Genomic DNA, 11,543 nt, shown 5'->3' with positions numbered 1-11,543 from the left:
CCGTGCGTTGGCGAACGGAGCTTGCGATGAATGACCCCAGCACCCTCGCGACCACGGCACACGACGACCGCGACGGGCCTCCCCTCGCCCCGTACCCGACCACCGGACCGGCCGCGGCCGCGGTCCCGTCCGGGCCGCCCGATCCGGTGCCCGTGGGCATGGCGCCGCTCGAAGCGGTCACGGCGGGCCTGGCGCCGCCCGCGGTGGTGGCGGCCGGCCCGCTGCCGACGGCCCCATCGGCGCCCGCGCCCCAACCGGCCCTGACGCCCCACCCGGCGGCACCGGCCCCGGTCACACCGGTCACACCGGTCACCCCGGTCACGCCGGTCGTCCCGGTCACGCCGGTCAACCCGGTCGCGCCGGTCAACCCGGTCGCGCCGGCCACCGCGACCGCGCCGACCCCCGCGTCCACACCGACCCCCGATCGGGCGGCCCCGACGGGCCCGGCCGATTCCGTCGTGCCGAGCGGCGAACCCGCCGCATCGGACCACGACGCCCACACCGAGGCCATACGGACCCTGCTGGAGACCGCGGCCACCTGTCGTCCCGTCGAAGAGGTCATCGCGTTGGTGAACCTCCTCAAGCAGACCGGCCAACTCCCCAACCCCGGACACGAGGCGCTCCGCGCGGCCGCCGTGTCCCGGCCCGTCCACGAGGTCCGGCACCTGCTCGCCCTGCTCGGCGAGCCGACGCACGACGAGGGCGAGGCCGACATCACGCTGCGCGCGGCGGCCGTCGGCCGGTCCATCGAGGACGTGGCGCTGCTGGTCAGCATCCTCGGACCCGACGCCGAAGCCGACGCCGAGGGCGAGGCCGTCCCCCGGACGGACCGCGCGCGGGCGGCGGCCCCGCAGCCCCCGTCGGAGCGCGACCGGGCGACACCGGTGAAGCGTGAACGCAATCCGCGCCCCACCGCCCCCCGCCCCGCGCCGGTCCGGTCACCGGAGCGCCCGCAGGGGCCACTGCGGCACGTGCTGCGCTGGCCGGCCGCCGCGGCCCTGCTGCTGTGCGGCGTCGTCCACCTGCCGGGTGACCTGACGGCGGGCCGCCCCGCCCCGGCCCTCGGTGACCTGCTGCCCCTCGCGGTCTCCCTGCTCTGCCTGGGCGTCGGCGCCCTGCTGGCGGTGCGGGACACCGTCATGGCGTGGCGGGCCGCGGCCGTGACCGCGCTGGTCGTGGTCACGCTCCACGTGGTCGGGGGCGTCGTGTTCTACGACCCCCTGGAGCACGCGCTCGGCGGACCGCACGCCTGGGCCGGCGTCGCGACGGTGCTCTGCGCCGGCGCCGGAGCGGTCATCGCCGGACTGGCCCTGAGGTACCGGCCCGACCGGGCCCGCACCGAGTCGGGCGCCGGCGTCTGACCGGGAGCACACCGGGCCCCGACCGCGTTCCGACGCGGCCGGGGCCCTCCCGCGTTCGCCGCCCGCCGCCCGCCGCCCGGCTCAGCGGGCGAGCAGGTTCACCGCCCCCGTGAACACCCGGGGCAGGCGGGCCGCCGCCGGGACGATCCGGCCCGCGAGCGGGGAACGGCGCCGGGCCCACAACAGCGACCCCGTCAGGGTGCGGTAGCCGAACGACAGCCGCCGCCACGCCCTTTCGTACTCCTCGGGCCGGCCCGCGCGCACGCACCGGACGAGTTCCCGGGCCGCCGTCACCGCCAGCGTGAGCCCCTCTCCGGTCAGCGCGTCGACGTACCCGGCGGCGTCGCCCACGAGCAGGACCCGCCCGGCCACCCGCGTCCGCGCCCCCTGGCGCAACGGCCCCGCCCCGCGCACCGGTCCGGCCGGACCGGCCGCCAACCGTTCGGCCAGCAGCGGGAAGCGGGCCAGCTGGTGTTCGTACGGCCCCTGCTCCGAGGTCAGCACGGCCACCCCGATCCGGTCGGGCCCCAGCGGGGTCACATAGGCCTCCGACCCGTGCGACCAGTGCACCTCCACCAGGTCGCTCCACGGGGCCACGGCGTAGTGCCGGCGCAGCCCGTAGCGGGCCGGCGTGCCCGGGGCGGCCGGGGCGGTGAGGCCCAGGGCCCGGCGGACCGGCGAGTGCAGTCCGTCGGCCGCGACGAGGTACCGGGCCGCGAGCCCGGCCGCCCGAACCCCGTGGGTGTCCTGGTGGACCTCGCCGACGCGGCCCGCCACGGTCCGGACCCCGAGCGCCGCCGCCCGGGCCGCGAGGGCCTCCTGGAGATCGGTACGCCGGGCGCCGCGCCCGGGGCCGGACCGGAACAGCCCCTGTGCGCGCAGCCCCGTCACGGCGTCGACGTAGCCGATGCCGCGGAACTCCCGGCCGCCCACCGACACGCCCAGCTCCTCGAAGCGGCGTACGGCCCCCGGCATCAGCCCTTCCCCGCAGGCCTTGTCGACCGGGGTGGGACGCGGCTCGACGACGACGGCCTCCAGCCCGGCCAGCGCGGCGTGGATCGCGGTCGCCAGGCCGGCCGGACCACCGCCCGCGACGAGCAGGTCGATCACGGGGTCGCGCCCACGAGCCGCGTTCGCGTACGGGAGTCCGCCAGCGCCGCGTCCTCGCAGCGGATCCGCACCCTCAGCAGCACGGCGTTCGCCGCGGTGAAGGAGGCCGCCGTCCACCACGCCGAGTGCACCAGCGGCAGGGCGAGCCCCTCGACCACCACCGCCACGTAGTTGGGGTGGCGCAACAGCCGGTACGGGCCCGCGGCCACCAGCGGCAGCTCCGGCACCACGATCACCCGCGTGTTCCAACGCGGGCCGAGGGTGGTGACACACCACCAGCGCAGGCCCTGCGCGGCGAGGGCCGCCGCGAGCGCCGTCCAGCCGAGGACGGGCAGGAAGGGCCGGCCGGCCCACCACGGCTCCAGCACGCAGCCCGCCAACAGCGCCGTGTGCAGGGCCACCATGGTCGGGTAGTGGCCGCGCCCGTACTCCCGGCCGCCGCGCCCAAGGCTCCACGCGGCGTTGCGACGGGCGGTGACGAGCTCGGCGATCCGCTCGACCGCCACGAGCGCGAGGAGGATCAGGTACAGGGTGTACGCGGTCATCGGCATCAGTCCCTCACCAGCGCAGCAGGACGAGTTCGGAGGCGAAGCCCGGCCCGAAGGCCAGCATCAGGCCGACCGATCCGGGTGCGGGCGGCCCGGCGGCCTGGACGTCGCCGAGGATGTGCAGCACGGACGCGGAGGACAGGTTGCCCACGGCCGCCAGGGACCGGCGGCTCGCCGCGAAGGCGCGCTCCGGCAGGCCGAGGGCCTCGCTCAGGACGTCGAGGATCTTGGGACCGCCGGGGTGGCAGATCCAGGCGTCGACGTCCGACGGTTTGAGGTCGTGCCCGGCCAGGAACGTCTCGATCTCCTCCGCCACGTGCAGCCGGACCAGCTCCGGCAGCTCGCGGCCGAGCACCATGCGGAACCCCCAGTCGCCGATGTCCCAGCCGAGGAGGTGCTCGGTGCCCGGGTAGAGGCGGCTGCGGGAGGCGATCACCGAAGGCCCGGACGCGAAGTCGCGCAGGGGGTGTTCGGCGCCCACCGCGAGCAGGGCGCCCGCCCCGTCGCCGAAGAGCGCCCCGGCCACCAGGTTGGCCATCGAGGTGTCCTTCGGCTGGAGGGTGAGCGAACACAGCTCGGTCGACAGCAGCAGGGCCGCGTCCCCGGGGCGGCCCGTCAGGTGGTCGTGCAGCCGCCCGAGGCCGGCGGCGCCCGCCGCGCAGCCGAGTCCGAACAGCGGCACCCGCCGTACGTCGGGCCGCAGCCCGACACGGGAGGCGAGTCGGGCCTCCAGGGAGGGCGTCGCGAGTCCGGTCACGGTCGTCGACATGACCAGGTCGATGTCCCCGGCGTCGAGCGTGCTCCGGGTCAGGGCGCGGGCGACGGCCAGGGCCCCGAGGTCCAGGGCGGTGCGGACGAACCGGGCGTTGGTTTCCCCGAAGGAGGGATCCGGGCCGTAGCGCTCCAGGGGCAGCGCGAGGTGACGGGAGTCGACCCGTACCGATGCGTGGACCCGGCGCAGCAGCGCGGCGTCGGAGCCCGGCGGGAGGAATCCGGCGAGCGCCTCCGTGATCTGCGACTGCCGGTACAGGTGGGGCGGGAACACGCTGCTCACTGCCAGGACACGTGTCATTGGCCCAACATAGGGAAGAACTGACGCCGCATCACGAATGACGCGGGGTGTGCGGGCCCGACGTGCCGCCACGGCGTAGCGTGAAGTGGTGCCCGCCCGCGCCCGACATGCCCGAGCCCGCTCCGCCCTCCACGACGCCCGCCCCGAACCCCACGGGGGTCCGCCGCCCGTCGGCGCCGCGGCCGCCCGGCCGGCTGCGCGGCCCGGCGCCGTGTCGGTCGGCCTGCTGAGGGCCTGCCATCCCGCGCCGGCCGCCGCCGTGACCCTGTTCGCCGCCGCGCTGGCGGCGGCCTCCGGCCGCGGGGTCGCGGGCTCCGCCCTCACCGCCGGCGCGGTCGCCGCCGGTCAGCTCTCCGTGGGGTGGTGCAACGACCGCGCCGACCTGCGCCGTGACCTGGTGACCGGCCGCCGCGACAAGCCCCTCGTCACGGGCGCCGTGCGGCCCGCCGCGGTGACCGCCGCCGCGCTCACCGCCCTGCTCGTGTGCGTCGGGCTCTCGGCCGCCTGCGGGCCCGCCGCCGCGACGGCGCACTTGCTCGGCGTGGCTGCCGCCTGGGCGTACAACCTGCGGCTCAAGGCCACCGCCGCGTCCTGGTTCTCGTACGCCCTCGCCTTCGGTCTGCTGCCCGCCTTCGTGACGCTCGGCCTGCCCGGAGCGCCCTGGCCGCCGGTGTGGCTGATCTGCGCGGCGGCCCTGTTGGGCGCCGGGGCCCACTTCGCCAACGTTCTGCCCGACATCGCCGACGATCTCGCCACCGGCGTCCGCGGCCTGCCGCAGCGGATCGGCGCCCGGTGGTCGGCCGCGGCGGCGGCGCTGCTGGTCGGCGCGTCGACGGTGTGCCTGGTCGCGGGGCCCGCGGGGCGGATCACCGGCTACGGCTGGGGCCTGCTCGTCCTGACCGCCGCCCTGCTGCTCGGTACGGTCCGCGCGCCCGGCCGGACCCCGTTCCTGGGCACGATGGCGGTCGCCGGGGCCGACGTACTGCTGCTCCTGCTGCACGGAGCGGGGCCGCCGTGAGTCCCTCGCGCGGCGCGGCCGGCTACCCGGGCGGTCGCCGGGTCCGCGTCCAGGCGAGGAGGTCGTCCGCCGCCCAGGTGTTGATGACGCGCTCGGTCGCGACCCCGCACTCCGCGGCCCGTTCGCAACCCAGGACCTGCCAGTCGAGCTGGCCCGGGGCGTGCGCGTCGGTGTCGATCGCGAAGAACACCCCGGCCGCCACCGCCCGCCTCAGCAGTCGGCGGGGCGGGTCCAGCCGTTCCGGCCGACTGTTGATCTCCACGGCCGTCCCGGACTCCGCGCACGCCGCGAAGACGGCCTCGGCGTCGAACTCCGACTCCGGGCGGGTCCGACCGGTCACCAGCCGGCCCGTGCAGTGCCCGAGCACGTCCATCAGCGGATTGTCCACCGCCTTCAGGAGCCGCCGCGTCATCGCGGGCGACTCCATCCGCAGCTTCGAATGCACCGACCCCACGACGAGGTCGAGCTCCTCCAACAACTCCGGCTCCTGGTCCAGCGATCCGTCCGCCAGGATGTCGCACTCGATGCCGGTGAGCAGTCGGAACGGCGCCCACGCCGCGTTCAGTTCCGCCACCACCCCCAGTTGTTCGCGCAACCGCTCCGGCGAGAGCCCCCGGGCCACCGTCAGCCGCGGCGAATGGTCGGTGAGCACCGCCCACGCGTGCCCCAGCTCCGCGGCGGCCCGCCCCATGGCCTCGATCGGGCTTCCACCGTCCGACCAGTCCGAGTGCAGGTGGCAGTCCCCGCGCAGGGCCGCGCGCAACGCCACGGCGGCGGGGGAGGGCGGCGGCCCCTCAGGGAGCGCGGCGGCCTCGTCCTCCAGGGCGCTCAGGTACTGCGGAACGGCGCCGTCGAGCGCTTCCAGGACCACCTGCGCCGTCTTGGGCCCGATGCCCCTGACCGCTTCCAACGAGCCGGCCGCGGCCCGCTCGGCGACCTCCGCGGCGCCCATGCGCACGAGCGCCGCCGACGCCGTACGGAACGCCTTGACCCGGTACGTGGGCGCCTGGGCCCGCTCCAGCAGGAAGGCGATCCGGTCCAGTGCGGCCACCGGGTCCATGCGCCCACCTCCTCCCGGGCCCCCTGTCGCAGGGCCCGCGCTCAGTGTCGCAAGGCCGCCGCAGCCCGGCGACCGCGGCCGCGTTACGCTCGGTACTGGCTGTGAAAGGGATGATGCCCATGTGTCGCTGGCTTGCCTACTCCGGCTCGCCCATGCTGCTCGACGCCGTTCTCTACCGTCCCGAGCACTCGCTCATCAACCAGAGCCTGCACGCCCGCATGGGGGTGGAGTCCACCAACGGCGACGGATTCGGCATCGGCTGGTACAGCCCGGACGGCGACGGCACGCCGGCGGTCTTCCGTGACATCGGACCGGCTTGGAACAACCGCAACCTGCAGGAACTGGCCGGGCACGTCCGCTCGCCGCTGTTCTTCGCGCACGTCCGCGCCTCCACCGGGTCGGCGATCCAGCAGACCAACTGCCACCCGTTCCGGCACGGACGCTGGCTGTGGATGCACAACGGGGCGATCACCGACTTCCAGCGCCTCCAGCGCGACCTGTGCATGGCGGTCGATCCGGCGCTCTTCCCGTCCATCGAGGGCTCGACCGACTCGGAGGTGATGTTCTACCTCGCCGTCACCTTCGGCCTCGACCAGGACGTCCCGGGCGCGGTGGCCCGCATGGCGGGCCTCGTGGAGCGGCTCGGCAAGGAGCACGGGGTGACCGACCCGCTCCAGATGACCGTCGCGGTCAGCGACGGCGAACGCGTGTGGGCGTTCCGCTACTCCAGCGAGGGCAAGTCCCGCTCGCTGTTCTACAGCGCCAGGGCCGAGACCGTACGCCAGCTCCACCCGGAGATCGACTTCCTGCGCGACCTGTCGGACGCGTCCCGGCTGGTGGTCTCCGAACCCCTCGGCAACCTGCCCGGCGTGTGGAACGAACTGCCCGAGGCGAGCTACGCCGTCATCCCGTCCGATCCGGGACAGGACTACCTGCCGTTCTTCCCCGAACCGCCGTAGCGGCCCGCGGGGGCGCCGATCGTCCGCGACACGGCCGCCGTCACCCGACGGTGGTCGTGAGGGTGAACAGCGCTCCGTCCGGGTCGCGGAGGGTGACCGAACGGTCGTGGCTGGTCGAGGTGACCTCGGAGACGGCGCTCCCGCCCAGGGCGACCGCCGACGCCACGGCTTCCTCCAGCCGTGGCACGCGGAAGTGCACGTGCCAGCGGGGTCGGGTGTGCGGGGCGTAGGTGGCGGCCTCCACGGGCCCGCTATTCAAGCGGGCGACCGGCTCCCCGCCCTGCCGCAACACCACCTGGTCCTGCTCGTACGCGACCTCGCAGCAGCCCGCGCGTCCGGTCGCCCACTCCAGCACCTCCCCGTAGAACAGCGCCGCGTCGAACGCGTTGCGGGTGCGCAGCTCCAACCAGGCGGGCGCCGGTCCCACGCCGACGCGCCAGCCCGAGGAGACGGCCCCGTCCCAGATCCCGAAGACGGCGCCCTCCAGGTCGGCGACGAGCGCGGCCCGGCCACCCGAGGGGAAGGAGACGGGGCCGACGGCGACGGTGCCGCTGCGCTCGCGGATCCGGCCCGCCGCCACGTCGACGTCGTCGACGGCGAAGTACGGGGTCCAGGCGATCGCCCCTCCGAGGTCCGAGGCGGGCGCCCCGATGCCGGCCACCGGGGCACCGCCCATCACGGCCACCGAGAAGGCGTCGCCGAGGGGGGCCGGGCGGAACTTCCAGCCCACGACCGCACCGTAGAAGCGCTGCGCCGCGGCCATGTCCCGGGCCATCAGGCTCACCCAACAAGGAGCCCCGAACACGTCCTTCGTCGTCATCTCAACCATGCGTGTCGCCTCTCGTCCGCCACCGCCGCCACTGCGCCGTCCCGGACTACAAGTAGCGCCCGGGCCCCCTCGGCCGGTGCAGGCGCGCCCGCAGGTCACCACCAGTAGGCGGGGTACCTCGGGGCCTTGCGGCGGATGCGGGAGCCCGCGTACCCGGTCAGGACGAGGAGCAGGGTCGAGCCGAGGAGCAACGGTACGAAGCGGGCGGGCGCCGGGGTCTGGAGCACGGTCACGACGGCGGTGGCGACGGCCGGCGAGTGCGGGGTACGGACGGTGGTCGCCGCGCTCACGCTGTGGAAGGCGGCGGCCGCGCCGGGGCGGGCCGACGCGATCCGAACACGACTTTATCGGGCACGCGCACGAAGCCCTTGGTGGGGGTGCGACCGTGGAGGAACAAGGCACCGATCGGGCCCGGACGAAGCCCCGGGTCGGTGTAGGACTGCGAGGGCACGCGCAGTGAGCAGGGAAGGACCAGCACCCGGCCGACGCGGTCACACCACCGTCACGGGGTGGCGCACCACCGCGTCCAACAGGTAGCCCTGCGTGTTGAACGCCGCGGTCGCCGGCCGCGTACGGCCCGTGGCGTCCGTCGCCCGGGCCGGCAGGGCCGTCGGCCCCGCCGTGCGCGGGGTCCACGGCACCGACCAGCGCACCCGGCCGCCGCGGCGCGGGGCGTCGTGCAACCGGGCCCGCTGCCGGCGGGCGCCGCCGTCCGTGCTCACCTCCACCCGCTGCACAGGCGCGGCGCCCGACCAGGAACGCCCGGTGAGAAGCCGCGTCCGGTGCGCGGGGACGCTCGCGCCCACGACCCCCCACTGCCGCAGGCGCGTACGGTCGTACCGGCTCCCGTCCGAGAGGTCGAGGGACATGGGCGGGACACTCCTTCGCGACGGGTTCCCCGCGCACCGTAGGACCCCGCACCGGCCCCGTGTCGGATCGGCCGCGGATGGCCACGAACCCGCAACGTGGCCGCAATGAAGGACCCGATTACCGCTGGTCGGCCGCGTTCGGCAGGATGTGGGGCATGACCGAGATCCGCACCCCCCGCCTCATCCTCCGCCGCTGGAGCGACGACGACCTCGTCCCCCTTTCGGAGATCCACGCCGACCCGGAGGTGATGCGCTGGATCGACGACGGCTCCACGCTCGACCTGGACGGGACCGCCGAAGCCATCGAGCGCTGGGAGGACGAGTGGGACGAGGAGGGCTTCGGCCTCTTCGCCGTCGAGCTCCTCGCCTCCGGCGAGCTGATCGGGGCCGTCGGCCTGTCCGTCCCCGAACACCTGCCGAAGGTGATGCCCGCCGTCGAGATCACCTGGCGCCTCGGACGCTCCTACTGGGGCCAGGGCTACGCCTCCGAGGCCGCCCAGGCCACCCTCGAATTCGCCCTCCAGGACCGCGGCCTCGACCGGGTGATCTGCGTCAACCGCGCGGGCAACGAGGACTCGGAGAACGTGATCCGCAAGCTCGGCATGGCCGACGACGGCACCCTCAACCACCCCGAGTCCGGCGCCCTCCTCACCCTCCACAGCATCGACCTCACCGAGTACGAGGCCTGAGCCCACCCGGCGGCGCATCGACCGATCGGATGACCCGGGGGTCCACCGGAGAGCCGGGAGGCCGCCTCCAGGGGGCGGACCGCCGCACCGGGGGAGCGGGACCAGCATGGAACCGGGGAACGGGCACGAGCACCCCCCGCCCCGGAGCCGGAAGGACACCATGAACCCGCACGACCGACCGTTGCTGGACGCCGCCGCCCGAGGTGACGGGCCCGCGGTGAGCGCCGCCCTCGCCGCCGGAGCCGCCGTGGACGCGCGGGACGACCACCTGCGCACCGCGCTGCTCCTCGCCGTGACCGGCGACCACCTCGAAGCGGCCCGCCTCCTGCTCGCGGCCGGGGCCGACCCGGACGCCCCCGACGCCCGAGCGGACAGCCCGTGGCTGGTCACCGGAGTCACCGGCAGCGTGCGGATGATGCGGCTGCTCCTGACGGCCGACCCCGACCTGAAGCAGCCCAACCGCTTCGGCGGGATCTCCCTCATCCCGGCCGCCGAACGCGGGCACACCGGCTACGTACGGGCCCTGCTGGCGGAGACCGCCATCGACGTGGACCACGTCAACCGGCTCGGCTGGACCGCCCTGCTGGAGGCGGTCATCCTCGGCGACGGCGGCCCGCGCCACGAGGAGATCGTCCGACTGTTGCTCAGGGCGGGCGCGGACCCGACCCTGGCCGACCAGGCCGGGGTCACCGCCCACCAGCACGCCGTCCGCCGCGGTTTCGACGGCATGGCCCGTCTCCTCGCCGCGGCCGCCGCGAACCCCCGGCCGCGCTCCGCGCCGGAGTCGGGGACCGGCCGGTGACCGGGGACCGGCCGCTGAAGCGCCGCGCCCGCACACCCCGCACACCCCGTACGGTCCTGGTCGCACTCGCCGCCGCCCTGCTGCTCGGCGCCTGCACGGGCGCGGACCCCGGCCGGGCGGCGCCGCCGGCCCCGGTGACGGCCCCGCTCCCGGCGGCGACCCCGACCCCGGAGGGCACCCTCCTCGTCGCCGACTTCGGCGCCGGCGGCGTCACCTTCGTGGACCCCGCCCGCGGCCCGGTCGCCTCCGTCGCCGTCGGCCGGGCCCCGTACGGCCTGGCCGTCGGGGCGGACGGCCGCGCCTGGGTGGCCACCGCCGAGGGCGTCGCCGTCGTCGACACCCGCGGCCGGACCCGTACGGCACTGATCCCGTACCGGACCGACACCGGCCCGGTCACCGACGGCGAGTACCGCGGCGGGGGCATGGGCATCGCGCTGGCCCCGGACGGCGCGCACGCGTACGTCGGGGTCAACGTGCCCGGAGCCCGGGGCGTGTTGGAGGTCATCGACACCGCCACGGCCAAGGTCACCGCGACGGTCCCCGTCGGCCGGCGCCCCTTCGACGTGGACGTCTCCCGCGACGGTGGCGAGGTCTACGTCACCGGCCACGACTCCTTCGACGTCACCGTCGTCACCGCGGACCCGCTGCGCCCGCGCCGCATCGAGGTCGCCCCGTACGGCACCGAGGGCGGCCTCGGGTCCTGGTTGAAGCCGCACTACACCGCCGTCCGCCCCACCGACGGGATGCTGCTGCTCCCCTTCGAAGGGGAGCGGCTCGCCGTCGTCGATCCGCGCACCGGCCGCACCACCGTCGAGCCGATGACGGCCGACACCCACCAGCACGGTGCGACGGTCACCCCGGACGGCACCCTCCTGGTGGTCGGCACCGGGGCGGTGGACCCCTCCGACGGCCGGGGCCCCTCACTCACGGTCCGCTCCCCGGACGGGACCGAGCGGGTCCATCCGCTCCAGGGCCCGCACGAGGACGTGGCCGTCTCCCGCGACGGCAGGACCGCCTACGTGAGCGGCGGCTTCACCCGCGACGGCTACTGGAACGGCGTCACGGTCGTCGACCTGAGCACGGGCGGGACCCGACGCCTCGCCGCCGGCGACCGCCCGCTGGGCATCGCCGTGCTCTGAGCGGACCGGCCGGCCGACGCCAACGCCGTCAGCCCAAAGTCAGACTTTGGTAAGCCATAGGTTCGGCTTATGGGGTCATAAACCAGG

12 protein-coding genes and 1 pseudogene are annotated in these 11,543 nt (G+C 75.6%); 6 read left to right on the top strand and 7 right to left on the bottom strand.

Going from position 1 to position 11,543, the window contains the following annotated elements:
* The first annotated feature begins 26 nt into the window (after window positions 1-26).
* Complete coding sequence (locus ACZ4XJ_RS02075; RefSeq protein WP_468494955.1) at window positions 27-1,361, top strand: hypothetical protein; 1,335 nt, start codon at window positions 27-29, stop codon at window positions 1,359-1,361.
* Window positions 1,362-1,442: 81 nt separating this feature from the next.
* Here the strand turns inward: ACZ4XJ_RS02075 and ACZ4XJ_RS02070 are convergent, their stop codons facing one another.
* From ACZ4XJ_RS02070 to ACZ4XJ_RS02060, 3 genes are read right to left on the bottom strand one after another with little or no spacing between them, the layout of a single operon-like run.
* Window positions 1,443-2,471: an NAD(P)/FAD-dependent oxidoreductase gene (locus ACZ4XJ_RS02070; protein WP_468494954.1), complete on the bottom strand. Its 1,029-nt coding sequence runs from the start codon at window positions 2,469-2,471 to the stop codon at window positions 1,443-1,445.
* A complete protein-coding gene (locus tag ACZ4XJ_RS02065; protein ID WP_468494953.1) occupies window positions 2,468-3,016 on the bottom strand; it encodes an isoprenylcysteine carboxyl methyltransferase family protein in 549 nt (182 codons plus the stop codon). Before ACZ4XJ_RS02065 ends, ACZ4XJ_RS02070 begins: the two co-directional genes overlap by 4 nt.
* 13 nt (window positions 3,017-3,029) lie before the next feature.
* Window positions 3,030-4,091 carry a type III polyketide synthase gene (locus ACZ4XJ_RS02060; protein WP_468494952.1) on the bottom strand — a complete coding sequence of 354 codons (1,062 nt, stop codon included), beginning with the start codon at window positions 4,089-4,091 and terminating at the stop codon, window positions 3,030-3,032.
* A gap of 88 nt (window positions 4,092-4,179) precedes the next feature.
* Here ACZ4XJ_RS02060 and ACZ4XJ_RS02055 point away from each other — a divergent pair, with 88 nt between their 5' ends.
* Window positions 4,180-5,109: a UbiA family prenyltransferase gene (locus ACZ4XJ_RS02055; RefSeq protein WP_468494951.1), complete on the top strand. Its 930-nt coding sequence runs from the start codon at window positions 4,180-4,182 to the stop codon at window positions 5,107-5,109.
* Between the two features lie 22 nt (window positions 5,110-5,131).
* Here ACZ4XJ_RS02055 and ACZ4XJ_RS02050 read toward each other — a convergent pair whose 3' ends face one another.
* Complete coding sequence (locus tag ACZ4XJ_RS02050; protein ID WP_362880054.1) at window positions 5,132-6,169, bottom strand: PHP domain-containing protein; 1,038 nt, start codon at window positions 6,167-6,169, stop codon at window positions 5,132-5,134.
* 119 nt (window positions 6,170-6,288) lie between these two features.
* On the opposite strand from ACZ4XJ_RS02050, the gene ACZ4XJ_RS02045 reads away from it, so the two are divergent.
* On the top strand, window positions 6,289-7,128 hold the full coding sequence (locus ACZ4XJ_RS02045; protein WP_362880052.1) for a class II glutamine amidotransferase: 840 nt from the start codon (window positions 6,289-6,291) through the stop codon (window positions 7,126-7,128).
* Window positions 7,129-7,168: 40 nt separating this feature from the next.
* On the opposite strand, the gene ACZ4XJ_RS02040 is transcribed toward ACZ4XJ_RS02045, so the two are convergent.
* From ACZ4XJ_RS02040 to ACZ4XJ_RS02030, 3 genes and pseudogenes are all read right to left on the bottom strand, one after another.
* Window positions 7,169-7,957, bottom strand: a complete 789-nt coding sequence (locus tag ACZ4XJ_RS02040; RefSeq protein WP_468494950.1) for a VOC family protein — start codon at window positions 7,955-7,957, stop codon at window positions 7,169-7,171.
* A 95-nt stretch (window positions 7,958-8,052) separates the two neighbouring features.
* Window positions 8,053-8,247, bottom strand: a complete 195-nt coding sequence (locus tag ACZ4XJ_RS02035; RefSeq protein ID WP_362880050.1) for a hypothetical protein — start codon at window positions 8,245-8,247, stop codon at window positions 8,053-8,055.
* A gap of 201 nt (window positions 8,248-8,448) precedes the next feature.
* A pseudogene (locus ACZ4XJ_RS02030) lies at window positions 8,449-8,760 on the bottom strand (sulfite oxidase); the annotation flags it as partial.
* 221 nt (window positions 8,761-8,981) lie between these two features.
* On the opposite strand from ACZ4XJ_RS02030, the gene ACZ4XJ_RS02025 reads away from it, so the two are divergent.
* The 3 genes from ACZ4XJ_RS02025 to ACZ4XJ_RS02015 all read left to right on the top strand — a co-directional run bounded on the left by ACZ4XJ_RS02025 (window position 8,982) and on the right by ACZ4XJ_RS02015 (window position 11,456).
* A complete protein-coding gene (locus ACZ4XJ_RS02025) occupies window positions 8,982-9,515 on the top strand; it encodes a GNAT family N-acetyltransferase (RefSeq protein WP_362880048.1) in 534 nt (177 codons plus the stop codon).
* Window positions 9,516-9,675: 160 nt separating this feature from the next.
* Window positions 9,676-10,317, top strand: coding sequence for an ankyrin repeat domain-containing protein (locus tag ACZ4XJ_RS02020; RefSeq protein ID WP_468494949.1), 642 nt, complete (start codon window positions 9,676-9,678; stop codon window positions 10,315-10,317).
* Entirely contained in the window at window positions 10,314-11,456 is a 1,143-nt protein-coding gene (locus ACZ4XJ_RS02015; protein ID WP_468494948.1) for a YncE family protein, read from the top strand. Before ACZ4XJ_RS02020 ends, ACZ4XJ_RS02015 begins: the two co-directional genes overlap by 4 nt.
* The last annotated feature ends 87 nt before the right edge of the window (window positions 11,457-11,543 follow it).

It is taken from the genome of Streptomyces sp. NPDC029836, from assembly GCF_055574495.1.
Note: the sequence above shows the minus strand (reverse complement) of the source record. Positions and strands in the feature narration are given on the sequence as shown.

Excerpts from the sequence above, each read along its gene's own strand:
- ACZ4XJ_RS02050 (WP_362880054.1), bottom strand. The coding sequence starts at position 6,169 with ATGGACCCGGTGGCCGCACTGGACCGGATCGCCTTCCTGCTGGAGCGG.
- ACZ4XJ_RS02025 (WP_362880048.1), top strand. The coding sequence starts at position 8,982 with ATGACCGAGATCCGCACCCCCCGCCTCATCCTCCGCCGCTGGAGCGAC.
- ACZ4XJ_RS02020 (WP_468494949.1), top strand. The coding sequence starts at position 9,676 with ATGAACCCGCACGACCGACCGTTGCTGGACGCCGCCGCCCGAGGTGAC.
- ACZ4XJ_RS02065 (WP_468494953.1), bottom strand. The coding sequence starts at position 3,016 with ATGACCGCGTACACCCTGTACCTGATCCTCCTCGCGCTCGTGGCGGTC.
- ACZ4XJ_RS02060 (WP_468494952.1), bottom strand. The coding sequence starts at position 4,091 with ATGACACGTGTCCTGGCAGTGAGCAGCGTGTTCCCGCCCCACCTGTAC.
- ACZ4XJ_RS02045 (WP_362880052.1), top strand. The coding sequence starts at position 6,289 with ATGTGTCGCTGGCTTGCCTACTCCGGCTCGCCCATGCTGCTCGACGCC.
- ACZ4XJ_RS02075 (WP_468494955.1), top strand. The coding sequence starts at position 27 with ATGAATGACCCCAGCACCCTCGCGACCACGGCACACGACGACCGCGAC.
- ACZ4XJ_RS02040 (WP_468494950.1), bottom strand. The coding sequence starts at position 7,957 with ATGGTTGAGATGACGACGAAGGACGTGTTCGGGGCTCCTTGTTGGGTG.